This window comes from Pseudomonas sp. LB3P93 (assembly GCF_054898025.1).
The window spans coordinates 704,898-728,196 of record NZ_CM142713.1 but is presented as its reverse complement, the minus strand read 5'-3'; the positions used below and the strand labels follow the sequence as shown (position 1 = coordinate 728,196).

At 56.6% G+C, this 23,299-nt stretch carries 25 protein-coding genes and 1 pseudogene; 13 read left to right on the top strand and 13 right to left on the bottom strand.

Annotation, left to right across the window (positions count from 1 at the left end; genetic code table 11):
- Positions 1-123: 123 nt before the first annotated feature.
- Entirely contained in the window at positions 124-1,404 is a 1,281-nt protein-coding gene (gene umuC / locus ACYZT8_RS03150) for a translesion error-prone DNA polymerase V subunit UmuC (RefSeq protein ID WP_461982354.1), read from the bottom strand.
- Complete coding sequence (locus ACYZT8_RS03145) at positions 1,391-1,825, bottom strand: LexA family protein (RefSeq protein ID WP_283188608.1); 435 nt, start codon at positions 1,823-1,825, stop codon at positions 1,391-1,393. Before ACYZT8_RS03145 ends, umuC begins: the two co-directional genes overlap by 14 nt.
- A gap of 493 nt (positions 1,826-2,318) precedes the next feature.
- Here ACYZT8_RS03145 and ACYZT8_RS03140 point away from each other — a divergent pair, with 493 nt between their 5' ends.
- The 3 genes from ACYZT8_RS03140 (at position 2,319) to ACYZT8_RS03130 (ending at position 4,398) form a co-directional block, all read left to right on the top strand.
- Entirely contained in the window at positions 2,319-2,915 is a 597-nt protein-coding gene (locus ACYZT8_RS03140; RefSeq protein ID WP_461979165.1) for a hypothetical protein, read from the top strand.
- Positions 2,916-3,009: 94 nt separating this feature from the next.
- A complete protein-coding gene (locus ACYZT8_RS03135; protein WP_461979163.1) occupies positions 3,010-3,714 on the top strand; it encodes a DUF5677 domain-containing protein in 705 nt (234 codons plus the stop codon).
- A gap of 468 nt (positions 3,715-4,182) precedes the next feature.
- Positions 4,183-4,398: a hypothetical protein gene (locus ACYZT8_RS03130; protein WP_461979161.1), complete on the top strand. Its 216-nt coding sequence runs from the start codon at positions 4,183-4,185 to the stop codon at positions 4,396-4,398.
- 110 nt (positions 4,399-4,508) lie between these two features.
- On the opposite strand, the gene ACYZT8_RS03125 is transcribed toward ACYZT8_RS03130, so the two are convergent.
- The 4 genes from ACYZT8_RS03125 to ACYZT8_RS03110 form a co-directional block, all read right to left on the bottom strand.
- Positions 4,509-4,865: a hypothetical protein gene (locus ACYZT8_RS03125; RefSeq protein WP_461979159.1), complete on the bottom strand. Its 357-nt coding sequence runs from the start codon at positions 4,863-4,865 to the stop codon at positions 4,509-4,511.
- A 49-nt stretch (positions 4,866-4,914) separates the two neighbouring features.
- On the bottom strand, positions 4,915-5,319 hold the full coding sequence (locus tag ACYZT8_RS03120) for a DUF6957 family protein (protein WP_461979157.1): 405 nt from the start codon (positions 5,317-5,319) through the stop codon (positions 4,915-4,917).
- Between the two features lie 107 nt (positions 5,320-5,426).
- A complete protein-coding gene (locus ACYZT8_RS03115) occupies positions 5,427-6,155 on the bottom strand; it encodes a metallophosphoesterase (RefSeq protein WP_461979155.1) in 729 nt (242 codons plus the stop codon).
- A 17-nt stretch (positions 6,156-6,172) separates the two neighbouring features.
- Positions 6,173-6,643: a hypothetical protein gene (locus ACYZT8_RS03110; protein WP_461979153.1), complete on the bottom strand. Its 471-nt coding sequence runs from the start codon at positions 6,641-6,643 to the stop codon at positions 6,173-6,175.
- 353 nt (positions 6,644-6,996) lie between these two features.
- On the opposite strand from ACYZT8_RS03110, the gene ACYZT8_RS03105 reads away from it, so the two are divergent.
- Complete coding sequence (locus ACYZT8_RS03105) at positions 6,997-7,470, top strand: helix-turn-helix domain-containing protein (protein ID WP_461979151.1); 474 nt, start codon at positions 6,997-6,999, stop codon at positions 7,468-7,470.
- Between the two features lie 79 nt (positions 7,471-7,549).
- Here ACYZT8_RS03105 and ACYZT8_RS03100 read toward each other — a convergent pair whose 3' ends face one another.
- Both ACYZT8_RS03100 and ACYZT8_RS03095 read right to left on the bottom strand, forming a co-directional pair.
- Entirely contained in the window at positions 7,550-8,470 is a 921-nt protein-coding gene (locus ACYZT8_RS03100; protein ID WP_461979149.1) for a DUF808 domain-containing protein, read from the bottom strand.
- A 553-nt stretch (positions 8,471-9,023) separates the two neighbouring features.
- Positions 9,024-9,350: pseudogene (locus tag ACYZT8_RS03095) on the bottom strand (calcium:proton antiporter); the annotation flags it as partial.
- A 296-nt stretch (positions 9,351-9,646) separates the two neighbouring features.
- Here ACYZT8_RS03095 and ACYZT8_RS03090 point away from each other — a divergent pair.
- From ACYZT8_RS03090 to ACYZT8_RS03080, 3 genes are all read left to right on the top strand, one after another.
- Positions 9,647-10,729: a BMP family ABC transporter substrate-binding protein gene (locus ACYZT8_RS03090; RefSeq protein WP_461979147.1), complete on the top strand. Its 1,083-nt coding sequence runs from the start codon at positions 9,647-9,649 to the stop codon at positions 10,727-10,729.
- Positions 10,730-10,867: 138 nt separating this feature from the next.
- Positions 10,868-11,833: a 2-oxoglutarate and iron-dependent oxygenase domain-containing protein gene (locus tag ACYZT8_RS03085; protein ID WP_461979145.1), complete on the top strand. Its 966-nt coding sequence runs from the start codon at positions 10,868-10,870 to the stop codon at positions 11,831-11,833.
- 82 nt (positions 11,834-11,915) lie between these two features.
- Positions 11,916-12,869 carry an adenosine deaminase gene (locus tag ACYZT8_RS03080; protein WP_131058934.1) on the top strand — a complete coding sequence of 318 codons (954 nt, stop codon included), beginning with the start codon at positions 11,916-11,918 and terminating at the stop codon, positions 12,867-12,869.
- 151 nt (positions 12,870-13,020) lie between these two features.
- Here the strand turns inward: ACYZT8_RS03080 and ACYZT8_RS03075 are convergent, their stop codons facing one another.
- Together ACYZT8_RS03075 and ACYZT8_RS03070 are read right to left on the bottom strand one after the other, a co-directional pair.
- Entirely contained in the window at positions 13,021-13,755 is a 735-nt protein-coding gene (locus tag ACYZT8_RS03075) for an ArsR/SmtB family transcription factor (protein ID WP_461979142.1), read from the bottom strand.
- 317 nt (positions 13,756-14,072) lie between these two features.
- Entirely contained in the window at positions 14,073-15,002 is a 930-nt protein-coding gene (locus tag ACYZT8_RS03070) for a LysR family transcriptional regulator (protein ID WP_461979140.1), read from the bottom strand.
- Between the two features lie 117 nt (positions 15,003-15,119).
- Between ACYZT8_RS03070 and ACYZT8_RS03065 the strand changes: the two genes are divergently transcribed.
- From ACYZT8_RS03065 to ACYZT8_RS03055, 3 genes are all read left to right on the top strand, one after another.
- On the top strand, positions 15,120-15,413 hold the full coding sequence (locus ACYZT8_RS03065; protein ID WP_461979138.1) for a putative quinol monooxygenase: 294 nt from the start codon (positions 15,120-15,122) through the stop codon (positions 15,411-15,413).
- Positions 15,414-15,445: 32 nt separating this feature from the next.
- Positions 15,446-16,459 (top strand): zinc-binding alcohol dehydrogenase family protein, encoded by a 1,014-nt coding sequence (locus tag ACYZT8_RS03060; protein WP_461979136.1) that lies wholly within the window; start codon positions 15,446-15,448, stop codon positions 16,457-16,459.
- A 151-nt stretch (positions 16,460-16,610) separates the two neighbouring features.
- A complete protein-coding gene (locus ACYZT8_RS03055) occupies positions 16,611-16,784 on the top strand; it encodes a hypothetical protein (RefSeq protein WP_461979134.1) in 174 nt (57 codons plus the stop codon).
- 8 nt (positions 16,785-16,792) lie between these two features.
- Here ACYZT8_RS03055 and ACYZT8_RS03050 read toward each other — a convergent pair whose 3' ends face one another.
- Both ACYZT8_RS03050 and ACYZT8_RS03045 read right to left on the bottom strand, forming a co-directional pair.
- Positions 16,793-17,989: a multidrug effflux MFS transporter gene (locus tag ACYZT8_RS03050; RefSeq protein ID WP_461979132.1), complete on the bottom strand. Its 1,197-nt coding sequence runs from the start codon at positions 17,987-17,989 to the stop codon at positions 16,793-16,795.
- A gap of 217 nt (positions 17,990-18,206) precedes the next feature.
- Positions 18,207-18,404, bottom strand: coding sequence for a heavy-metal-associated domain-containing protein (locus tag ACYZT8_RS03045; RefSeq protein ID WP_461979130.1), 198 nt, complete (start codon positions 18,402-18,404; stop codon positions 18,207-18,209).
- A gap of 148 nt (positions 18,405-18,552) precedes the next feature.
- Here ACYZT8_RS03045 and ACYZT8_RS03040 point away from each other — a divergent pair, with 148 nt between their 5' ends.
- The 3 genes from ACYZT8_RS03040 (at position 18,553) to cueR (ending at position 21,954) form a co-directional block, all read left to right on the top strand.
- Complete coding sequence (locus tag ACYZT8_RS03040; RefSeq protein WP_074873510.1) at positions 18,553-18,936, top strand: hypothetical protein; 384 nt, start codon at positions 18,553-18,555, stop codon at positions 18,934-18,936.
- Positions 18,937-19,150: 214 nt separating this feature from the next.
- Positions 19,151-21,544 (top strand): heavy metal translocating P-type ATPase, encoded by a 2,394-nt coding sequence (locus ACYZT8_RS03035; RefSeq protein ID WP_461979128.1) that lies wholly within the window; start codon positions 19,151-19,153, stop codon positions 21,542-21,544.
- Positions 21,541-21,954 carry a Cu(I)-responsive transcriptional regulator gene (gene cueR, locus ACYZT8_RS03030; protein WP_461957074.1) on the top strand — a complete coding sequence of 138 codons (414 nt, stop codon included), beginning with the start codon at positions 21,541-21,543 and terminating at the stop codon, positions 21,952-21,954. The genes ACYZT8_RS03035 and cueR overlap by 4 nt, the downstream gene beginning before the upstream one ends.
- On the opposite strand, the gene ACYZT8_RS03025 is transcribed toward cueR, so the two are convergent.
- Positions 21,908-23,128, bottom strand: coding sequence for an MFS transporter (locus tag ACYZT8_RS03025; RefSeq protein WP_461979126.1), 1,221 nt, complete (start codon positions 23,126-23,128; stop codon positions 21,908-21,910). The two genes, cueR and ACYZT8_RS03025, sit on opposite strands and share 47 nt — an antisense overlap.
- Positions 23,129-23,299 lie beyond the last annotated feature (171 nt).

Below are 23,299 nucleotides of genomic sequence, written 5' to 3'. Positions count from 1 at the left end.
ACCACCCAGCAATCTATTGATCCTTTGTAGGCAAATAAGCGATCAGCGGTGTTAATTGATCAGACCACAGGCGCAGCAATTGGGTGCAATTAATCCCTTGCCTCGTTCAAAAATAGCAAACTGCTATTTGCAGTGCACCGTCCACAGCTGATCAACCTGCGTCGTGAAGCTTTGACTCATCATCTCCCTACGCATCCCCCAATCCGGATCGGTTGGGACACTAGCGAGACGCATCGTTCCTCTACCCCAGCGGCCATTAATGGCGTCCAAAACGCCCATCACTTTCTCAGTCGCTTCCGGCTGAGAGACCGAAAAGAGGTCTTCGGTGTACTCGCCTTTTTGGCAGAGGTTTACCAAGAGCACCTCGGCTTTGCTGTATTTGAACCCTGGTCTGAAGACTCGATCCACCGCGTCCACCGCAGCTTTTGTCATCAAGCGAACGTCGTCCGTTGGATAAGGCAATTCCACCAACACACCGTTGGCGTACTTCGCCTCCTCTGGATTGAACATGCCGGTACGTATGCTGACTCGAATTTTCTTACACAGCGACTGTTGGGCTCGAAGCTTTTCCGTAGCACGCTGCATGTATGTGGCCACGGCCTCTTTGATTGGCGCTATCTCGGTGAGACGTTTGCCGAACATCCGACTGCAGCAGATCTCTTGCTTGGGGGGATCAGGCTCATCGAGCTCAAGGCACGGCGTGCCGGCTAATTCACGGGCCGTCTTTTCGATCACTACACTGAATTTTTTGCGCAGCATCCAGGGATCAGTTTTGGACAGATCCCAAGCTGTCTTGATGCCCATGCCTTCGAGGTGGAGCGTCATCTTCCGTCCCACACCCCAGACATCCGAGACCGAGCATTTTTTCAGCACCCAGTCGCGCTTGATTTGGTCACGCAGATCAACGACACCGCCACTCTGCGCCTGCCATTTTTTAGCAGCAAAGTTGGCAAGCTTGCTGAGGGTTTTAGTGCCGGCGATTCCTACACCGACAGGGATGCCAGTGCTGCGATAAACCTGTGCACGGATCCGTCGCCCTAGCGCTTCGATATCACCCGGTACGCCGGCCAAATCTGCGAACGCTTCATCGATGCTGTAGACCTCGACCTTCGGAACAAGCGACTCGATTACACTCATCACACGCTCACTCATGTCGCCATACAGCGCATAGTTCGACGAGAAGGCCACAATGCCGTGCTGCTTGAGTTTGTGCTTGATCTGGAAGTACGGCTCTCCCATTTTCACGAACGGCTTGCTATCCGCACTACGGGCAATTACGCAGCCGTCGTTGTTCGACAGCACCACAATGGGTGTCTTGGCCAAGTCAGGCCGGAAGACGCGCTCGCAGCTCGCGTAGAAGCTGTTGCAGTCGATAAGCGCGAAGACAGGATCAGGCTTTCGGATCATGTGCACGCACGCTGAATGTCACCACACCCCAGATGATCAGCTCATCGCCTTCGAGAATGTATCGCGGCGGGTAACCTACGTTCTCGGACATCAAGATGATGTTGGGCCCACGCTTGCACAGTCGTTTGCATACGGGCTCGCAGTTCACCGCCGCAATCACTATGTGTCCGTGCTCAGCGGTGATCGAGCGATCCACCACGGCCATATCACCATCGAATATTCCAGCACCTTCCATGCTGCTTCCCTCGATGCGCACCAGGTAGATATGCGGTGCTCGAATGTCCAGAAGCTCGTCGATGGAGATGTGTTGCTCAAGGTGATCCGCAGCCGGCGATGGGAACCCCGCAGGGACTTTGAAGGAGTAGAAGGGAAGCTGAACTCCCCCTTCTGCAATTGGGCCGAGGATGGTGACGCTCATGAAGTATGCCTTAACCTAGACTGTATATACATACAGTTAACGTCGAAGCATGCTTGCGGTCAATCTCGGGCGAGGAAAATTGCGACCGATGGGTTTTCTTGGAAGACGTTTGGAGGTTGGCCGGGAGTCATGAGGGCTGAAACCTGACCGAATTTCGATGTGCCGTCTGAGGTTGCGAACTGCATTCCACTTCTAACCGGTTTGCATTCAACTCACCAATCGCATTGGTTTTTCCCTAAACCAAATTGGGCAAGGAACAAGGCATGTGACAGGCAGAAATCGGCCAAAACCGGTCGGTGGACAGAATATCGGCAAAACGGTAGCTTGCCGTTAGAAATTCTCCAAATCGTTTAGCTCCCATGTCGCGTTTTTTTGAGGCCTGTCGTATTTGTTACGAACGCTTTGATATCTACCAAAGGTTTAGGTTGCGGTCAGGGTCGTTATACGACAGCCTGTCGGGTTTGACCAAACGTTATATATCGTCGGAGTACAATTGGAAAAAATCCTGAATAAATTTGGTTACTACAAAAGAAATAAGCCAGAAAGACAGTACAAAAAAATTCAGTACAAGACCCCAGGCACTCCTGAAGAAAACAGCCAGCGCCTTATTGAGCTTACAGTACAAGGCAATGAGTGGGCTAGAAACAAAGAAAAAGATGACTACCAGCTTATAGGCATGTTCTTCACAATCGTGCTTCTCATAGAACACAAAATGATCAACCTTTTAGCAATTATTGATGAATCCATTGAAAATAGAATGCTTGGTGAAAAAATCGATGTCTTCAAAGACTTCTTGAAACAGTATGAGCCAGAAGAAGATGAAAACATTGAAGGGTATCGTTTACTGATACAGCCTCTAAACGAAATAAAGAGCATCCGAAACTCAATGGCTCACGATATCACACAGCCTATATTTGGTTATGGTTCGCTTAAGCAAGTGGATTCTTATGTTAAGAAGCGACGACCGGACATGCACGCAAGCTTCAAAGACTGCGAAGATGAAAAATCCAAATGTATAGGTTTGCTAGCAACGTTTGGCTTTATATTTTCTTTTGAAATAGCGAAGCTTCGGGTATGCATCGAACACTAAGCGTATAATTGATTAAAATCGTTCGCTGCGCTCACTTGGACGGACTAAAGCCCACCCCTTAACAAACGTTAGGCACTAGGAGAATTCTCAGTTCATGAGTAAAAAATTGAGAGACTATGTAGTAGAGAGCAACCAAGTCGAGTTAAAGAAAAACCTGGATAAAATAATAAAAAAATGCAGATTCATAAATCGCTGGATTGAGAAAAATATCCATAAAACCGAGCAAAAAATAATTTTATATAATCTACTGAGCTCCACAGCAGACTATTTGGAGTTAGCTAAGTCTTCATTGGACTCTCACATTTCAGCTCTTGCCCTATCGACAAGAAGCATTTATGAAATCAACGTCCGCATTAGGTCGTTGATAGAAAATCAAGAAAACTTAAGGAAATGGCAGTCTGAAGCAGTCACAGATAAAGTCCAAGTATTAGAGGGCATCTTATTACTAGCTAGCGGATCGGAAAACCTCAATGAGCAAAACATACTAAAACAAGAAATAGAGCGCCTGAAGGATCTAGTAACCAAATACGAACTTCCGATTATTAAGCAGCCTATTAGTACAGGAAACCTAGCCAAAACCGTAGGGCTAGAAGATGAACACAATGCATTATTTAAGTTGTATTCCAAACTAGTCCACCCCAGTTCATATTTAATAAATGATTATAATGGTGCTTCATCCAACGAAAACCAAAAAACGCTACAAATCCATGCCCAGTTATATGCATACGACTCTATATCCAGAATCTGTGAAGAATTAGGGGTTCCATTTGAAGTTAGCAAGCCATATGGGCATGGCTAGCGAGACGTACATGGACTCTCCCCACAAGTAGCGAGCAAAGCATTTTCTAACCCCTGTCGCCAGGGCGGTTGCATTCGTATATCCGGCCTGTTTTGGGCGTTTGTTGCCGTTGCCACCGACCGCTTGGGGTCGATCTCTGCCGGTCGCTCATCTAGATTCAGCGTCAAATTCGATACAAAAAGGTGGTCAGAATGGATTTAAGCTGGCGTGCGATCCTGTGCAATTTCCCGGCAGAAAGGCAATCGCTTCTTCGCGCAAGCGGCTGGCTGTACCGGGGGAATAATCCAATCAGGTAGGTGGTTTAACTATAAACCCACCAGCAACAGGCGATTAAGTGTGCGCATGATAGCCTCGGCTCAGACATCACTGTTCTGAGAACCCAACTTGAGCACAGCTAGCCTACCCAACGATTTCCACGCACTGATCAACGCACCAAAATTTTCGGACGACGCGGTTGGATAGCGTCAAATGAAGCGGTGGCAGCTCATCGCTGGCAACATCTACAAAAGCACATCCATCGAGGCATTGCTCGAAGCAAGGGGCAAAGCTGAGGGCTACATTCACGGCCTTTTGGACGCTGGACACCTGTCGACGAGAGACACTGACCGGGACTATTTGATCCTGTGTATCGTGCAAAGGCGGCGCGAGTTTTTGCAGAAATTGTTGAGCGAGTTCGGCTACTGAGCCCGGTCTCTAGTCTCGCGGCAACAGCCAATAGATGATGAGAATCACAAGATAGAGCCGATCAAATGAAGGGCTCCGAAATACGGTTTCGGAGCTCTTTGACTGAATACTCAGATACGCTCGCCGGTGCGCAAAAACTTAAGAAAACTCACCCGCCCAACACCCCGCAGAAAGCTGCCAATTACGTAATTGCCTTCTCGTGTTTCAAGCAGCCAGAAACGCCCTTCTTTCCGTACGGTGTGAATTTTTCCTGTCCGGAGGATGGCGCCATCTGCTTTAAGGTATCCCTCGTGTTTCTCTACGTGGTCAAAAGAAACACCTACGCACGTATCCTCAGCGATGAAAGCATCACTGATGAAAGCACTAATCGGCACGCTGTATTTTCGCAGGCTCGCTCGCACCAAGCGACTCAGCTGAAAGTCACTCACATCCTTACCGTGGATATCCACTGCAATTTCTTCTAGCATCCGGCCATAGCTCCAAAACGATTCAATATGTGTTTTTCGTAGTCACAGCTCACCCAGCGGACATCGAAAACGCGGCAGCCAAGCTAGCTTTTTTTCTTTGGCCTGCGGCATGAAGCAGGTACACCGTATTTTTGGTTTCAAACATACAGCCTGCGGTGAAGGACACTCCAAAATTGCTGCGTACCCACATGGCTGGTTGAAAACGACCTCTGCTGTCCAGGACTACCTCATGAGCGTAAAGCGTGGCGGGAAGTAGACCGAGCTTTGTAAGTTTTACTTTTTCATCAGGTGTCACTGTGAGGTCGATCAAAATCCACTGCCGCACTACGCAAAATGCTTTCCCTGGGAACGCTTTTACAGCCAATGCAATCAGCTCATCCTGGGTGCCCTGCCAGCCAGCCATCACCTCCCCTGCGCCGTAAAGGAGCTGGGAAATCTCTTCTAACGTAACCATGTAATTTCTCGAATTCGATTCAGGTGCAGCTGACACCGATAGCGGAGCCCGACGCCTACATGCAGCGAAATTCTGACCGCTGAGGGTCATGACTGACCGATTGCATATCAAAGCTCGATCAAAAAATCCGGATCGAAACCAGTCTGTTGATTTGGATATCCTCGAGCATTGGAAACGACTCGGCATCCACGCTTTAAGAAATCCGCTGCAATGTGGGTATGTCCGTAAATCCAAAGATCCGCCTTGCCCAGAAGCTCCGGCCAATCGTTGGCGTAGGCTGCGATCAGGTGTGCGGGAAGATCATCAGCCACGTGATCCAACGCTGGCGCATGGTGTGTAACTACAACAGTTTTGCCATCGAATGGCTTATCCAATTCCTGTGTGAGCCAGGCATAGGCCGCTTTGGATTTAACGATCAAGTCATCTGGACGGAGGCGACGGTAACTCTCATCAGTTCTGATGACGGTGTAGTCGTTCATCCACTCCCAGGCGACGCGTTTCGCGGCAACGACATCTCCGGTCGACGAGTAATCTGTCCATGCTGTAGTGGCCAAGAACCTAGTTTGGTTCAGTATCAAGGCTTCGTTTTCGAGAACGTGGACATGAGGAGCTGCCGCTTCTTTCATTTTGCGGAGCGTGCGCTCGGTGTGGCCGCCGTAGTACTCATGATTTCCGCAGATGTAGATCACCGGGCACTGGAACGCTTCGTTAGCCCATTTCACGCCACGTGATTTCAGATCGATGTCGCCAGCGAGGATGACCACGTCTGCAGCGCTTGGGGTGGGATCGAACCGAGCGAACTCGAGATGCAGATCTGAATAGATTTGAAGCTTCATCGGAGCCACCGTGTAGTTCAGTGCTCCGCACATTCCTGAGCTGATGGATGAGCAATCTGCATATCCTCGTAGATCATGCGAATGTCGATGACTGAACGAGCGTCGAGAATATCTGCAGCACTGCTGTAAACAGCTCCGCTCGCAACTTTGTGAAGCAACAAGACGGGCTCACCGTTTTGGTCATATCCGACGAATAGGCTAATTAGCTTCTCCATACGTTCTGAATTGCTTCCGTTCAGTCGAGGTGAGGTCACGACCTGAACCTCCTCCACTGAGAGTGTTGGATCTTGTGTCGCGAGCACATCGGACAGCATGGACACGTTCGCTGGCATCATCTTCTTGGTGCGGTGCTTGATCCCTTCATAGAAGCGGACGGTCACGTAATAACAAGGATCCACAGATTCAAACTCCACCATTCTCCAAGCAGTACGGTCAGGGCCAAGAGAGTCTGGCTCGCTGTCTAAGTAAGCCTCATGAGTAATAAACATTTCGCGATTTCCTTCCTATCCCGCGCAGTGAGTAATCTCATGCTGACTCACTGACGACCTTTCAAAGATTGCCTTTCTATCAGTCCAGATCGAGCCGACCTCAATGCTGGAGCGATCCTCGTTTGGTGGTGGGTTTTCTACAAACCCCAATCAAAAAGCGCCTGACAATACATGTGATATGTTTGGTGCTCAGGTCGCTAAAACTGCCTGATGCCCATCTCCAAAAGACTCTGAACATATGATTTTGCGGCTTAGCTCTGAGAAGGCGTCACCGCACACTTCCAATACTACTACTAAACGTGGTTTATCGGAAGACAGGCGTTATGGCTCTATCCTCGATTTTAGGGCAGACCATGTCGCTTAAGAATGAGATCGCCGGAGCACTCAGGGCAATCAGGACAATCAGAGGATTTGACTACGGTGATTTGGCAGAGGTCAGTGCAAAAGCAAACATAGGAAAGCTGGAGCAAGGAAAGAGCAATATCACGGTTGCGAAATTGTTCGAGTTAGCAGAGGCCCTCCAGTTCGATCCTATTGCTCTTATGGCCCTCTGCGTCGCTATTCAGAAGGATGAACCTACCGACACCACTCTAGAGCGAGCACGTGCAGAGCTTGACTCATTCAAAGCAGGCGGAGGAGAGGAGCTTGTCCGGAGTCAATTTGTGGGCAAAGAGCTGAAAAAGAGGCCTTCGGGTAAGCCTGGCAAAACCAAGAATGCCGATGCTGTGAGAGAACTGAAGGCTTTAGGATTGAGTCAGGCGGAGGTGGCGCGGAGGCTTGGATTGGCGAGCTCAACGGTGTATCGGTACTGGCAGCAAACTACGTAGCGCATTTTCAGGTGCAAGGCTTGAGGCGTTAGCAGAGAGAGCCAGTAATTTGGAAGCCATACAATGGTCAGTGCACCTGCTATCGTGTTGCTTTGGCTGAGATCGTCGAGACGATTTTAACCAGCGCAACCACCGCCATGCCGACCAAAGCACCAATTGCACAGTGAATTCCTAGAGTCACAGCAAGCTCCCAATCTCTCGCACTTTCTATGAGGCCATCTACAAAATGCGTGAGAGGCTCGATGCCGTCCGTTATGAACGTGCCGCCGACCAAAAACATCGCAATGGTGCCTATCCAAGATAATGAGTTCATCAATATGGGGGCAGCAGAGAGAAGTATTCCGCCTAGCTTTCTGACGACTGCTCCCCATGTACCCTGAGCTCGTGATTTCTCAAGAACCAGGCCTGCATCATCCATCCGGACAATACCCGCGACCAAGCCATACACCCCAATCGTCATCACGATAGCGATGGTGACCAATGTCAGGATCTGTTGCAGAAGAGATGCTTCGGCGACGATGTTCAGGGTTATGACAATGATTTCAGCGCTGAGGATAAAATCAGTACGAATCGCCCCACTGACCTTTCGCTTCTCAAACGCAGCCATCTCTTCAGGTGTCTTGGGCTTCGTGGGCTTTTTTGTTCCTTTCCCATCGATACGATCACGGGTCAGCTTCTCCTTTATGGCCTCGAATCCTTCGTAGCACAGGTATGCGCCACCGGCCATCAGCAACCAATGAACAGCTCCTGGCAGCACAGCATTCAAAATCAGAGCGCAAGGGACAAGGATAGCTTTGTTCCTCATCGAACCTTTAAACACAGCCCATACAACGGGAAGTTCCCTGTCAGCCTTCATCCCAATGACCTGCTCAGCATTCACCGCCAAGTCATCGCTCAATACAGTAGCTGACTTCTTTGCAGCGACTTTGCTCATGAGTGAGACGTCGTCTAGCAGAGTTGCGATGTCGTCAAGAAGTGCGAACAGGCTACTTCCAGCCATTTAAAGCTCCTTGAGTTGAATTGACGGAACTATAAGCAGATAGATCGGCTTCGGGATCACCCACCGACCAAACAGGGCTGATCGGGTTCATACCAATCACGAGCTGACCTTAACTTCGTTGGAACCCGCTAGTTTCACAGTGCTTCGTACTAGACCTCCCGTGGCGAATGCCGTTCGATCAAGACGTCATACGGATGCGAATTACATCGGGTTTCAGATCACAGCTTACAAGGTATGCGGTGGAGCCCCATCGGTGCCCCCAGGCTTCGAAAAAGCCGCTACCGCTTTAGCAGTCGACTCGCGGTTAATGCGGGTGGCATTCAGAAATGCGCAGTATCAGAGATGGAGGGCTCAGGGTTTTGACACCGCCTTTTGACACCTTCTCTCGCCAGAATGAAACACGAAGTTTCTCCAGTTTTCGGCAACATCTTCAAGAGCAACTACCGCTACCAACCCCAGGATTCATTGGGTATCTAGAGAAGTTGGCGCCAAGCATTCCTTCTACGCAGAACAGATCAGCCTTCTTTTTTGATACCAGAATGGCGACTGTCTACAAAATCACCGCCGAATAAATCGTGTCCCGCACCAGGGTCGGCGAAGCTTCGTTGCTCATCATGATCGCCAGGATCACCACTTCCACCAGCACCGCGGCCAGGGTCAGGATCATCGTGCCGTAAGGGTCGCCGACTTTCTCAGCGAGCAGTTCGGCGTGATGGGCTACGCGCATGGAGGCGACGACGATGAACGCGATCAGCACCAGGCCGGCGGTCAGCGCGATGGGCTGGCCGCTGTGCAGCATCCAGTGTTCCAGCGGGTAGGCGATGAAGGCGGCAATCAGGGCCAGCAGCAGAAACTTTTCTTGCTTGAGGAGTGTGAGCATCGCGGGCCTTTTTGCCGAATGGAGCGAACAGAGTGACGAGCTACTGACTGCGAGGCGGCGCTAACGTTTCGTTACACCTTAGCGCACCAGCGGGTGGCGGCCGTTTCAGACGATGCACTTTTATTGGCCTCAAGGGCCTCATCGCGGGCAAGCCCGCTCCCACAGGATTTGCGCAGGTCATGTGGGAGCGGGCTTGCCCGCGATGGCCATCCTGCGGTTTAGGAGGTTTTGTTGTCCTGTTGGTCAGCAATTTGCATTACCCCTGCCAACCTCACAACAACATGGAGTTCGAATTCATGCACAAACGTCCGTTGAAGAAGCTGCTTTGCGCCGTTGCCGCGGCCATCGGTCTGAGCGCGAGCCTGACCGCCAGTGCCGCCGACCCGCTGAAAGTCGGCTTCGTCTACATCGGTCCGATCGGTGACCACGGCTGGACGTATCAGCATGAACAGGGGCGCAAGGCGCTGGCCGAAAAGTTCGGCAATCAGATCACCACCAACTACGTGGAGAACGTCGCCGAAGGGGCCGACGCCGAGCGGGTGATCCGCAACATGGCCAAGGACAACTACAACCTGATCTTCACCACGTCTTTCGGCTACATGAACCCGACCCTGAAAGTCGCCAAACAATTTCCCAAGGTGACCTTCGAACACGCCACCGGCTACAAACAGGACAAGAACCTCGGCACCTACCTGGCGCGCACGTATGAAGGTCGCTACGTCGGCGGTTTCCTCGCGGCGAAGATGACCAAGACCAAGAAGATCGGCTATGTCGCCTCCTTCCCTATCCCGGAAGTGATCCGCGACATCAACGCCATTCAACTGGCCCTGAACAAGTACAACCCCGGCACCGAGATCAAGGTGGTGTGGGTCAATTCCTGGTTCGATCCGGGCAAGGAAGCCGACGCCGCCAACGCGCTGATCGACCAGGGCGTGGACGTGGTGTTCCAGCACACCGACAGCCCGGCGCCGATTCAGGCGGCTGAACGTCGCGGCGTGTACGCCGTCGGCTACGCTTCGGACATGGCGCACTTCGGGCCGAAAGCGGTGCTGACTTCGATCGTCAACGACTGGGCCCCGCATTACATTCAAGCGACCCAAAGCGTGCTCGATCACACGTGGAAGTCGCAGGACTACTGGGGTGGGTTGAAAGAAGGCACGGTTGAACTGCCGATCAGCGATCTGGTGCCAGCGGCGGTGAAAACCGAAGCCGAGCAGATCATTGCGGACATCAAGAGCGGCGCCTTCCACCCGTTCACCGGGCCGATCAAGGATCAGGCCGGCACCGAGAAAATCGCGGCGGGCGCAACGGCGAGCAATGCGGAACTGGCGTCGATGAACTACTACGTTGAAGGCATGAAGGCTGACATTCCGAAGTAATCCCTTTCACAGGATCGTTCCCACGCTCTGCGTGGGAATGCCTCAATGGACGCTCCGCGTCCGCTTTGGGGACGCGGAGCGTCCCGGGCTGCATTCCCACGCGGAGCGTGGGAACGATCATTACCGAGTTAGCGCGACATGAACCAACTCCCGATCATCGACATCACCCCGCTCTACAGCGATGACGCAAACGCCTGGCAATCCGTCGCCATGCAAATCGACCGCGCCTGCCGCGAATGGGGCTTTTTCTACATCAAGGGCCACCCGATCAGCCCTTCGCGCATCGAAGCCGTGCTCGACCATGCCCAACGCTTCTTCGCCCTGCCCGTCGCCGAAAAGCTCAAGATCGACATCACCCAAACCCGACACCATCGCGGCTACGGCGCCATCGCCACCGAGCAATTGGACCCGAGCAAACCCAGCGACCTCAAAGAAACCTTCGACATGGGCTTGCACTTGCCGGCCGATCACCCGCAAGTGCTGGCGGAAAAACCGTTGCGCGGTCCCAACCGTCATCCGTCAATCCCTGGGTGGGAAGCGCTGATGGAGCAACACTACGTCGACATGCAAGCGCTCGCCCAAACCCTGCTGCGGGCCATGACGATGGCGCTGAACATTGAGCGCGATTTCTTCGACACGCGCTTCCATGAGCCGGTCAGCGTCCTGCGGATGATTCACTACCCGCCGCGCCACACTGCCAGTTCCGTCGATCAGCAAGGTGCCGGTGCCCACACCGATTACGGCTGCATCACCTTGTTGTATCAGGACGCCGCCGGCGGCCTGCAAGTGCGCAACGTCAAAGGCGAGTGGATCGACGCGCCGCCAATCGAAGGCACGTTCGTGGTCAACCTCGGCGACATGATGGCGCGCTGGAGCAACGACCGATACTTGTCGACACCGCACCGGGTGATCAGCCCGCTAGGCGTCGATCGTTATTCGATGCCGTTCTTCGCCGAACCTCACCCCGACACACCGATTGAATGCCTGCCCGGTTGCCAGGACGAATTGCACCCGGCGAAGTACCCGGCCACCACCTGCGCCGAATTCCTGCTCTCGCGCTTCGCCGAGACCTACGCCTATCGACGGGAACAGGCAGACGTGTGATGAACCGGCTGGTCAGGTTTTGCTAATTGTTTCTACGAGCATCTGTAGAATGCTCGCCATCTGCACCTGATGAGAAAAGACTATGTACGACTGGCTGAACGCCCTGCCCAAGGCAGAACTGCACCTGCACCTCGAGGGTTCGCTGGAGCCTGAGTTGCTGTTCGCCCTGGCCGAACGCAACAAGATCGCCCTGCCGTGGAGCGATGTCGAAACCCTGCGCAAGGCATATGCCTTCAACAACCTGCAAGAATTCCTCGACCTGTATTACCAGGGCGCCGACGTGTTGCGCACCTCCCAGGATTTCTACGACCTGACCTGGGCCTACCTGTTGCGTTGCAAGGCGCAGAACGTGATTCACACCGAACCGTTCTTCGACCCGCAAACCCACACCGACCGTGGCGTGCCGTTCGAAGTGGTGCTTAACGGCATCGCAGCGGCGCTCAAGGATGGCGAGCAGCAACTGGGCATCACCAGCGGTTTGATCCTGAGCTTCCTGCGTCACCTGAGCGAAGAAGAAGCCCAGAAAACCCTCGACCAGGCGCTGCCGTTTCGCGAGGCGTTTGTGGCCGTGGGTCTGGACAGTTCGGAAATGGGTCACCCGCCGAGCAAGTTCCAGCGCGTGTTCGATCGTGCCCGCCACGAAGGTTTCCTGACCGTCGCCCACGCCGGTGAAGAAGGCCCGCCCGAGTACATCTGGGAAGCCCTCGACCTGCTGAAAATCCAGCGCATCGACCATGGCGTGCGCGCCATCGAAGACGAGCGTCTGATGCAGCGGATCATCGACGAGCAGATCCCGCTGACCGTGTGCCCGTTGTCCAACACCAAGCTCTGCGTGTTCGACCACATGTCCCAGCACAACATCCTCGACATGCTTGAGCGTGGCGTGAAAGTCACGGTGAACTCGGATGACCCGGCGTACTTCGGCGGGTATGTGACCGAGAACTTCCATGCGCTGTATACCGATCTGGGCATGACCCAGGATCAGGCCAAGCGACTGGCGCAGAACAGCCTGGATGCGCGGTTGGTCAAACCATAAGCATCACCGCAAAACCACTGTGGGAGCGGGCTTGCCCGCGATGGCGGTCTGTCAGGCAACGTGATGTTGAAGCTGATGGCCTTATCGCGGGCAAGCCCGCTCCCACAGGTCCTTTGTTCAGCCCGCTACCGGTTTAGTCCATCAAACAGCGCTAAAGCGCCATTTCCAGCTCGGTTTCCTTGGCGAACCGATGGATTTCCCGCTGCCCGGCGGCGGTGATCTGCAAGGCTCGCGAATCGCTCGGCAGGCTCAACCAGCCGGACTGCATGAACAGCTGCAACAGCGCGGCGCCCAGCGAACCGCCCATGTGCGGGCGTCTTTCGCTCCAGTCGGGACACGCGCAGGCCACTCTGCTGTTGCGATGGGCCAGGGCCTGGATGAACACCCCGCGCGAGGCTAGTTGAGTGGAGCCCTTGTGGGTGATCATGACGCGCTGCTCGAACTGCTCGATCCAGCCCGCATCCAGCAGCCGCTGGTAAAGATCAGCCGCCAGCGTGCCTCCCAAATGGTCATCGCACAGTCTGGCCCGCAACAACGACGAAGGCGCCGCCTGAGGCTTGGCAATGGGGCTGGGGCGTTTGAAAACGTCCGGGACTGGCTGCGGAGTACTGGCCAGCGTCGCGCTGGCCAACGCTTCGATTGCCGCGCCGACTTCAGGCGCGGCCAGGCGGAAAAAGCGCTTGCGCCCACGGATTTCGACTTTCAACAGACCTCCGGCGGACAAACGCCCCAAGTGTGCACTGGCCGAAGACGGTGACAGGCCGGCCAATAGCGCCAGCTCTTCGGTCTGCCGCGCCGAGCCATCCATCAAGGCCCACATCATTGCGCTGCGCTTGGGGTCAGCCAGCAACGTGGCGATCTGGCTGATGCAAGGTGCATGTTCCATGTATTCACTCCCTGTTGAATCGTTTCGTCTGCTGCTCAGAGACATCTTGACCAGTTATGTGTCGTCGGCCAAGACGCGGAAACCGCCATAAGCCGGGCAAAGTCCCTCACTGACCTGTGCCATTGCTTCGCAGGTTTCGCGAAGGTCTGGTGTTTGACCGAGGGGCCGGGCCGACTTGAACGCGGACTCGCCATCGCGAGATCGACGGTGCGTACATGAGGCGGGCGCTAGTATAAGCGGGTTAACCGCCGGTTCCTGCCCTTGGGAAAGCGCGGGTGGTGATAGTTCCTGACAGAAATTTCGCTATTTGCCTGCGACTAATGATCGATGCCCGATATCGTCGGAAATTGGCTGCCTAAATGAGCGCATCGGCTGGCAAGCATTTCCCGCAACAGGTTCACCGGCTTACTCAATTGTGCGCGATGGGCGCACAGCAGATTCAGCGGTGCGCGCTCGCAGAGCAACTCCGGCATCAGCACTTTCAATCGGCCGGCGAGCACATCGGCGGCGACATCGAGCCAGGACTTATAAGCAATCCCCGCCCCCGCCACTGCCCACAACCGCACGACATCGGCATCGTCGCTGAAACGATCACCGCTGACGGTCAGGCCGACTTCGCGTTTGCCGTCGTGGAAGCTCCAGTGGTCATGGACCCGGCTGCCGAGCATGAACAACAAACAATTGTGCTGAGCCAGTTGCTCCAGATGCCGCGGCTCGCCATGCCTGGCCAGATAACTCGGGGCAGCGCAGAGCACACGGCGGTTTTGCGCTGCAATGGGCAGTGCCACCAGGCTTGAGTCTTCCGGCTCGCCGTAACGCAGGGCAATGTCCACCGGTTGGCGGAACAGGTCGGCGATGCGATCACCCAGCAACAGGCGCACGGTCAGTTTGGGATGCTCACGCTGGAATTCGTCGAGCCAGGGCAGCAACAGGTTGCGGCCAAAGTCCGACGGTGCCGACAACTGCAAAATCCCGCTGACCTGGTCCTGACCGCTGGCCAGCAAACGACGACCTTCATCGAGATTGCTCAGAGCAGCCCGTGCATATTCCAGAAAGCCTTCGCCTTCGGCAGTCAGGCGCAGACTGCGGGTGGAACGCGCCAGCAATCGCGCGCCGAGTTGCTGTTCGATGCGCTTCAACGCCGCACTGGCCACCGCCGCCGACATGTCCATCACCCGTGCCGCCGCGGACAAACTGCCCAAATCCGCAGCACGGACGAACAACTGCAAGTCATCGAAACGCAGCATTACAGCCCCGATTATCAAAAAAATATTGAAAGAGACTGCTCTTTTAGCGGGTTTTATCTTGCAGAGAAATAGCCAATCATCCATCCCATCGAAATCATCCCGCTTCCGGAGTCGACCATGTCCCAGCCTTTCACCGCCATTGCCACCCTCATCGCCAAAGCAGGTCAGCAAGACGCCCTCGAACAGCACCTGCGTGCGCTGCTCGAACCGACCCGGGCCGAGGCCGGTTGCAGCCAATACGACCTGCACCAGGACCTGGCCAATCCGCTGGCTTTCTACATGATTGAACACTGGAGCAGCGACGAGGCCCTGCAAGCCCATGACGCCAGCGCCCATGTCCAGAACTTTCGCGCCAAGGCCGGCGACTTTCTCGAGCACTTCGAACTCAAGCGCCTGCGTACCGTGGCTTGATCCCTTCTTCTATGACTGTTCAGGAACCTCACATGAAAGCCATCGCCTACTACGCCTCTTTGCCGATCAGCGACGCCAATGCCCTGCAAGACATCGAACTGCCAGAACCGGTCGCCGGTCCGCGGGATCTGCTGGTGGAAGTCAAAGCCATCTCGGTGAACCCGGTCGACACCAAGGTCCGACAGAACGTCCAGCCTGAAGGCGGCGCGGCGAAAGTGCTGGGTTGGGACGTGGCCGGTGTGGTCAAGGCTGTCGGCACCGAAGTCACGCTGTTCAAGGCGGGCGACAAGGTGTTCTACGCGGGGTCCATCGCCCGTGCCGGGGGCAATAGCGAATTGCACGTGGTGGACGAACGCATCGTCGGCCATATGCCGAAAACACTCGGTTTCGCCGAAGCCGCTGCGCTGCCGCTGACCGCCATCACGGCTTGGGAATTGCTCTTCGAACGCCTGCAAGTGCGTGAAGGTAAAACTGATGAAGGCCAAAGCCTGCTGATCGTCGGCGCGGCTGGCGGTGTGGGGTCGATCCTCACGCAACTGGCCAGCCAGCTCACCGGGCTGAACGTCATCGGCACCGCTTCCCGTGCGCAAACCCAGAGCTGGGTACGTGAGTTGGGGGCCGATCTGGTGATCGATCACAGCCAGCCGCTGAGTGAAGAACTCAAACGTGCAGGCATCGAGCAGGTGACTCACGTCGCCAGCCTGACCCAGACCGATCATCACCTGGATCAACTGGTCGAGGCGTTGGCACCGCAAGGCAAACTGGCGCTGATCGATGATCCGAAAGCGCTGGACGTGACCAAGCTCAAGCGCAAGAGCCTGTCGCTGCACTGGGAATTCATGTACACCCGCTCGCTGTTCGAAACGGCGGACATGATCGAGCAGCACAAACTGCTCAACCGCGTGGCCGGGCTGATCGACGCCGGTACGCTGAAGACCACGGTCGGCGAGCACTTCGGGACCATCAACGCGGCCAACCTGCGTCGCGCCCATGAGCTGCTGGAAAGCGGCAAGTCCAAGGGCAAAATTGTACTCGAAGGCTTCTGAAACAAAATGAAACAGGTGTCGTCCCTCTGGACGACACCGTCAGTCCGAGAGTTGACCCTTGTCACAATTGCGATCGTATTCGGGTCTACAATCGAAATCTCTGCGACACAATCTTTTTACGTGACATCTTTTACGAGAGGAGAGATCAGCAATGAAGATCCTGATAAAAGAAGTGGCTAAATCCCAATGGCAGGTCCGCCTGGACCAACACGCCGTCACCTTCCGCAGCGAAGCCGAAGCTCGCGCCTTCACTCGAACCCTTGAAGCACGCTTGCTTGCGCCTCATCAATTTCCCGACCAGCAGCAGCAACGCGCCGCTGGCTGAGTCCGTCCTCAGACCTGGGCTTGCACCAATGCCCGGGCATTTTGCAAACGCCGGGTGAGCATCGCGGCGCTCACCACCAGAATTCCGCACAGGCTGATGACCATGGCCATCGGCACTGCGCTGCCATCGTGTAAAACACCGACCAACGCTGCCGCTCCGGCGGCGACGCTGAATTGCAGGCAACCGAGCATCGCCGACGCACTGCCGGCGCGTGCGCCCTGCCCGTTCATGGCGCAGGCCGAGGCGTTAGGGAGGATGCAACCGAGGCTGGCGATGCAGATAAACAGTGGAATCAGCAGCGGCCATAACTGCTCGGTGTGCAGCGCACTGACGGCGAGCAGCGCCAGGCCCGCACCCAAGTAAATCCACACAGTACGCACCAGCAGGAACGCCGGGCCACGCTTGGCCAGCAGTCGCGCGTTGACCTGCGCCACCAAAATGAAACCCGCCGCGTTGGTCCCGAACAGCCAGCCGAAATGCTCGGCCGGTACGCCGTAGAGTTTGATGAAGACGAAGGGTGAACCGGCGATGTAGGCAAACATCCCGGCAATGGCAATACCGCCGGTCAAGGCGTGGCCGAGGTAGACCGGATCCGACAACAGGCGACCGTACTGACGCAACGCTCCCGACAGCGGCTGACGCGGTACATGGGCCGGCAAGCTTTCCGGCAATCCGATCGCCACGGCCAACCCCGCCAGTGCACTGAAACCGGTCAGCACCAGGAAGATTGACTGCCAACCTGTGGTGTTGACCAGCAGCCCGCCCAGCATGGGCGCAAGAATCGGCGCCAGGCCCATCACCAGCATCAGCTGCGAAAAGACTTTCGCCGAACCCACCGCATCGCATTTGTCGCTGACCACCGCACGGGAGATCACCATCCCAGCGCATCCACCGAGCGCCTGAATAAACCGCGCACCGATCAACCATTCCAGATTCGGCGCAAACGCGCAGGCCAGGGAGGCGGCGGTGAACAATCCGACGCCCGTCAACAAAGGAATCCGTCGCCCGAAGCGATCCGCGACCGGTCCGTACGCCAGCTGACCGAGGGAAAGGCCCAGGAAATACGCGGCCAGTGTCAGCTGAACATGTTTCTCATCGGTGCCGAAAGCGAGCGCCATCGCCGGGAACGCCGGCAGATAGAAATCGATCGCCAGCGGGCCGAAAGCGCTGAGGGCGCCAAGAATCAAAATGGTACGGAAGTTCATCAGGCATCCAGTTGGGCATAAGTCGGCAGCCCGACAGTCTAGCCGCGCATCGACGCCTTGAACATTCCGATAGCTCGCTAACTATTAAATACCTCTGAAAATACAAAACCTGTGGGAGCGAGCTTGCTCGCGATGACGGAGTGTCAGTCGATATTAATGGTGAATGACACACCGCTATCGCGAGCAAGCTCGCTCCCACAGGGATTTGTGGTGTGCTTTAGACGACTTTCGCTTCGTAGCCTTCTTCGGTGATCGCTGCAATCACCTGCTCGTTCGTCAACGCGCTTTCAACGCCAACCTCTTTCGCCGCCAGATCGACCCGCACGCTGGCCGCAGGATCCTTGGCTTGCAGCGCCTGGGTAATGGCTTTGACGCAGTGACCGCAGGACATGCCTTGAACGTTGAACACTTGCATGGTGTGGCTCCTTTTATGAGGGTTGCCAGCAGTCTCGAGCTTGCCACCATGGCAAGGTCAAGTTCTGAAGAGATCTGCCGGGCTGGCAATCGGCGTCGCGCTCGGCCAAGCTGCGTGCATCAATGACTCGATTTCAGGAGATTCAGCCATGCGCTGGTCAGCTCTCAGCCTGTTTGGCTTCCTCAGCCTCTTTGCCGCGACACCTTCGGTTCAAGCCGCCGGGGAGGACTATGGCGTACTGATCATTTCCCGCGAGCGCCTGGAAGTCGCGACCTCCTGCGAGATCGGCGTGTACATCCAGGATCAACTGTCGGCGCGGCTGTTCCAGGAACAAAGCACCTCGTTCAACCTGCCACCGGGCAATGTGTCCCTGCGCCTCAAACTGTTGCCGGGCCAGGCCCCGGGTTGCAACCCGGGCATGCTCGCACCGGGTTCGCAGAACATCACGCTCAAGGCCGGGGACGTGTTGAAGTTCCGGATTGCGATGACGCAGGAAGGTATGTACCTGAAACCCACTGCCCTGGACTACTAATCGCCCCGCCGATCGTTCCCACGCTCTGCGTGGGAATGCAGCCCGGGACGCTCCGCGTCCCATTTAAAAGCCGAACGCAGAGCGTCCGTTGAGGCATTCCCACGCAGAGCGTGGGAACGATCAGGTGCCGATCTTTTGATCTGAGACATGGCGCTTGACCTTGCCAGCATGGCAAGGTTGATCCTGTAGGCATCTACTACAGGGAGCGCGACCGATGTCCGAATCCACCACTTTCGATCTGCCGATTGCCGGCATGACCTGCGCCAGTTGCGCCGGGCGTGTCGAGCGTGCCTTGAGCAAAGTCATCGGCGCCTCTGCCGTCAGCGTCAACCTCGCCACCGAGCAGGCCAGGGTCCAGGCGCCCAGCGACAGCCTGCCGGCGTTGATGGACGCGGTGCAGCAGGCCGGTTACAGCGTGCCGCAGCACAGCCTGGAATTGAGCATCGACGGCATGACTTGCGCTTCCTGCGTCGGCCGCGTCGAACGCGCACTGGCGAAAGTGCCTGGGGTGAAAAGCGTCAGCGTCAACCTGGCGAACGAACGGGCACACCTGGAACTGCTAGGACAAATCGATCCGCAAGCCTTGATCGCCGCTGTGACCAAGGCCGGTTACAGCGCCAGCGTCTGGGAAGTCGAACACCCGCAAACCGATCAGCAACAACAGCGCCTGCACCGTGAGCGCTGGGCGTTGATCATGGCGATTGCCCTTGCCTTGCCGCTGGTGTTGCCGATGCTGCTGCAACCGTTTGGCGTGCACTGGATGCTCCCGGCCTGGGCGCAATTCGCGCTGGCCACGCCGGTGCAGTTCATTTTCGGCGCCCGTTTTTATGTGGCCGCCTGGAAAGCCGTGCGGGCCGGTGCCGGCAACATGGATTTGCTGGTCGCCCTGGGCACCAGCGCCGGCTATGGCTTGAGTCTTTATGAATGGGCCACGGCGGCCGGGCGCATGCCGCACTTGTATTTCGAAGCCTCGGCGGTGGTGATCGCCTTGGTGTTGCTGGGCAAATACCTGGAAAGCCGCGCCAAGCGCCAGACCGCCAGCGCCATCCGCGCCCTCGAAGCCTTGCGCCCGGAGCGCGCGATTCAGGTGATCGATGGCCGCGAGCAGGACGTCGCCATCAGCGCCTTGCGCCTCAATGATTTGGTCATGGTCAAACCCGGCGAACGCTTCCCGGTGGACGGTGAAGTGGTCGAAGGTCAGAGCCTCGCCGACGAAGCGCTGATCAGCGGCGAAAGCCTGCCGGTGCCCAAACAACCCGGTGACAAAGTCACTGGCGGCGCGATCAATGGCGAAGGCCGGTTGCTGGTTCGCACCCTGGCCCTGGGCGCCGAAACCGTGCTGGCGCGGATCATCCGTCTGGTCGAAGATGCCCAGGCCGCCAAGGCACCAATCCAGAAACTGGTGGATAAAGTCAGTCAGGTGTTTGTGCCGACCGTTCTGTTGATCGCGCTGGCGACTTTGATCGGCTGGTGGTTGTATGGCGCGCCGATGGAAACCGCGTTGATCAACGCCGTCGCCGTGCTGGTCATCGCTTGCCCTTGTGCATTGGGCCTGGCCACGCCAACCGCGATCATGGCCGGCACCGGCGTCGCCGCCCGCTACGGAATTCTGATCAAGGACGCCGAAGCACTGGAACGTGCCCATGAAGTCAGCGCCGTGGTGTTCGACAAGACCGGCACGCTGACCTCGGGCGCACCCCGAATCGCTCATTTGAGTGCCATCAACGGTGACGAAGCCGCCCTGCTGCAAATGGCCGGCGCGCTGCAACGCGGCAGTGAACACCCGCTGGCCAAGGCAGTGCTGGACGCTTGCGCCGAACGCGGTTTGATCGTGGCGGATGTCAGCGATAGCCAGTCGCTGACCGGACGAGGCATCGCCGGCACGCTCGGCGGTCGTCGTTTGGCGCTGGGTAATCGCAGGCTGCTGGAGGAAAGCGGTTTGAGCGCAGGCCCATTGGCTGACTCCGCAACCGCATGGGAAACCGAAGGCCGCACCCTCTCCTGGTTGATCGAACAAAACCCCGCGCCAACCGTACTGGGTCTGTTCGCGTTCGGTGACACGCTCAAACCCGGCGCTTTGCACGCGGTGCAACAGCTCAGCGCACGGAACATCAGCAGCCACCTGCTGACCGGCGACAACCGCGGCAGTGCCAAAGTGGTTGCGCAAGCCCTGGGCATTACCGATGTCCACGCCGAAGTCTTGCCCGCAGACAAAGCTGCCACCGTCGCCGAACTGAAGAAAACCGGCGTGGTGGCGATGGTCGGTGACGGTATCAACGACGCCCCGGCCCTGGCGGCCGCCGACATCGGCATCGCCATGGGCGGTGGCACCGACGTAGCCATGCACGCGGCCGGGATCACCCTGATGCGCGGCGATCCACGGCTGGTACCCGCCGCACTGGAAATCAGCCGCAAGACCTACGCGAAGATTCGTCAAAACCTGTTCTGGGCGTTCGTCTATAACCTGATCGGCATTCCGTTGGCAGCATTCGGCTTCCTCAACCCGGTGCTGGCCGGCGCGGCGATGGCGTTGTCGAGCGTCAGCGTGGTGAGCAATGCGCTACTGTTGAAAACCTGGAAACCCAAGGATCTGGAGGACAACCGATGAACATCGGCCAAGCAGCCCGCCACAGCGGCCTGAGCGCAAAGATGATTCGTTATTACGAGTCCATCGGCTTGCTCAAGGCTGCCCATCGCACCGACAGCGGCTACCGCGTTTATGGTGACGACGACTTGCATACGCTGGCGTTCATCAAGCGCTCCCGGGACCTGGGTTTTTCACTCGAAGAGGTCGGCAAACTGCTGACCCTCTGGCAGGACCGCCAGCGGGCCAGTGCCGACGTGAAGGCCCTGGCCCGCCAGCACATCGACGAATTGAACCAGAAGATCCGCGAACTCGGTCAATTGCGCGACACCTTGCAGGACCTGGTCGAGCACTGTCAGGGCGACCATCGCCCCGACTGCCCGATCCTCAAGAACCTGGAGTCGGGCTGCTGCGCGCAACCCGTCCGCCCCTGATCGCGAGTGCCTTCACCACCAGCAACGTGGTGAGGGGAATGCCGTGGAACAGCAGCACCACGGCCCCCGGCGTCCACCACGAATAGAACGGCGCGGCGATCAACATGCCGACGCCGAACCCGGTCATTTGCAGCAGCGTCAACAAGCTGAAGATCGGCAGGCGCAGGCTGTCCGGCTCACGTTGCAGACGCGACATCAGGCCGACCTCGGAGAAGCCGTCACCCAACCCCGCCGGTAACGAGAACAGCAGCAAACCGTAGAGGGTCTGCTGCTGAAACATCAGGATGAAGCCGCAGGACATCAGCAACACCCCGAAGAAAAATCGCCGCTCCAGGTGTGCATTGCCCGAACCTTTCAGGCGACTGGCGATTCGCGCGCCGATCAGTTTTCCGCAGGCCCAGACCGCCAGCATCAGGCCGAGCGTGGTGCTGGCCGACTCGGGAGTCAGCAATCTGGAAATGATCGGGAAGCCAACGTTGTGCGCGGCGCTGCCCAAGGTGTCGGCCATGGTGACGGCGAGCATCGCGGCCACCACGGGTGTGCTGCGCAGACCTTGGCGCAGGGCCGACCATTCACCCTTGGGGTGGCTTGGCTCAGTACTGGACGCAGGTCGGGAAAACCGCAACGGCAGGATGAACAACGCGGCCAGCAGATAAGTGACCACGTTCAACGCAAACACCGTTTCAAAGCCAAACGCCGCCACCAACAGGCCAGCCACCAGACTTCCGCCGACCATGGCAGCGGACGATGCCGAAGTGATCCAGGCGTTGGTCTTGAGCAGATGCTCGCCTTCGATCAAGTGCGGTAACTGGCTGTTGAGGCCGATGGCGAACATTGAGTTGCCGAATCCCAAGCCGAACGCGATCAAGGGTAAAAGCAGTGCTTGCTGGGCGACCGGCAGCACCAGCAGCAGGCCCAACAACCCAGCGCGCATCAGATCAAAGGCAATCAGCGGAATGCGCCCGACCCAACGACGATAGAACGAAGTGCCGATCAGGCTGGCGAACACCCCACCGCCCACACGGCTGGCGAGGAAAATCCCGACGCTCATGGCGCTGTTGCTGAGCAGGTAAACGTAAGTGGCCAGGGCGACCATGTTGAGGAACGCGCCGAAGTCCGAGACCAGACGGGCGGCGATGATCAACTGAGCATTGCGGGTGGATAGGGTGTTCACATTCAATCCTTGAGTGTGGGAAGCATGGTCGTTGTGGATTGTCTGGTCTGACGCCATCGCGGGCAAGCCACGCTCCCACAGGTTTTTTGTCGACCCCGAATTCCATAATCGACAAAAAACCTGTGGGAGCGTGGCTTGCCCGCGATGCAGACGACTCGGTATCGACTTGTT

Coding starts and splice junctions, on each gene's coding strand:
- ACYZT8_RS03145 (WP_283188608.1), bottom strand. CDS start 1,825: ATGAGCGTCACCATCCTCGGCCCAATTGCAGAAGGGGGAGTTCAGCTT.
- ACYZT8_RS03135 (WP_461979163.1), top strand. CDS start 3,010: ATGAGTAAAAAATTGAGAGACTATGTAGTAGAGAGCAACCAAGTCGAG.
- ACYZT8_RS03130 (WP_461979161.1), top strand. CDS start 4,183: ATGAAGCGGTGGCAGCTCATCGCTGGCAACATCTACAAAAGCACATCC.
- ACYZT8_RS03125 (WP_461979159.1), bottom strand. CDS start 4,865: ATGCTAGAAGAAATTGCAGTGGATATCCACGGTAAGGATGTGAGTGAC.
- ACYZT8_RS03120 (WP_461979157.1), bottom strand. CDS start 5,319: ATGGTTACGTTAGAAGAGATTTCCCAGCTCCTTTACGGCGCAGGGGAG.
- ACYZT8_RS03115 (WP_461979155.1), bottom strand. CDS start 6,155: ATGAAGCTTCAAATCTATTCAGATCTGCATCTCGAGTTCGCTCGGTTC.
- ACYZT8_RS03110 (WP_461979153.1), bottom strand. CDS start 6,643: ATGTTTATTACTCATGAGGCTTACTTAGACAGCGAGCCAGACTCTCTT.
- ACYZT8_RS03105 (WP_461979151.1), top strand. CDS start 6,997: ATGTCGCTTAAGAATGAGATCGCCGGAGCACTCAGGGCAATCAGGACA.
- ACYZT8_RS03100 (WP_461979149.1), bottom strand. CDS start 8,470: ATGGCTGGAAGTAGCCTGTTCGCACTTCTTGACGACATCGCAACTCTG.
- ACYZT8_RS03090 (WP_461979147.1), top strand. CDS start 9,647: ATGCACAAACGTCCGTTGAAGAAGCTGCTTTGCGCCGTTGCCGCGGCC.
- ACYZT8_RS03085 (WP_461979145.1), top strand. CDS start 10,868: ATGAACCAACTCCCGATCATCGACATCACCCCGCTCTACAGCGATGAC.
- ACYZT8_RS03080 (WP_131058934.1), top strand. CDS start 11,916: ATGTACGACTGGCTGAACGCCCTGCCCAAGGCAGAACTGCACCTGCAC.
- ACYZT8_RS03075 (WP_461979142.1), bottom strand. CDS start 13,755: ATGGAACATGCACCTTGCATCAGCCAGATCGCCACGTTGCTGGCTGAC.
- ACYZT8_RS03070 (WP_461979140.1), bottom strand. CDS start 15,002: ATGCTGCGTTTCGATGACTTGCAGTTGTTCGTCCGTGCTGCGGATTTG.
- ACYZT8_RS03065 (WP_461979138.1), top strand. CDS start 15,120: ATGTCCCAGCCTTTCACCGCCATTGCCACCCTCATCGCCAAAGCAGGT.
- ACYZT8_RS03060 (WP_461979136.1), top strand. CDS start 15,446: ATGAAAGCCATCGCCTACTACGCCTCTTTGCCGATCAGCGACGCCAAT.
- ACYZT8_RS03055 (WP_461979134.1), top strand. CDS start 16,611: ATGAAGATCCTGATAAAAGAAGTGGCTAAATCCCAATGGCAGGTCCGC.
- ACYZT8_RS03050 (WP_461979132.1), bottom strand. CDS start 17,989: ATGAACTTCCGTACCATTTTGATTCTTGGCGCCCTCAGCGCTTTCGGC.
- ACYZT8_RS03045 (WP_461979130.1), bottom strand. CDS start 18,404: ATGCAAGTGTTCAACGTTCAAGGCATGTCCTGCGGTCACTGCGTCAAA.
- ACYZT8_RS03040 (WP_074873510.1), top strand. CDS start 18,553: ATGCGCTGGTCAGCTCTCAGCCTGTTTGGCTTCCTCAGCCTCTTTGCC.
- ACYZT8_RS03035 (WP_461979128.1), top strand. CDS start 19,151: ATGTCCGAATCCACCACTTTCGATCTGCCGATTGCCGGCATGACCTGC.
- cueR (WP_461957074.1), top strand. CDS start 21,541: ATGAACATCGGCCAAGCAGCCCGCCACAGCGGCCTGAGCGCAAAGATG.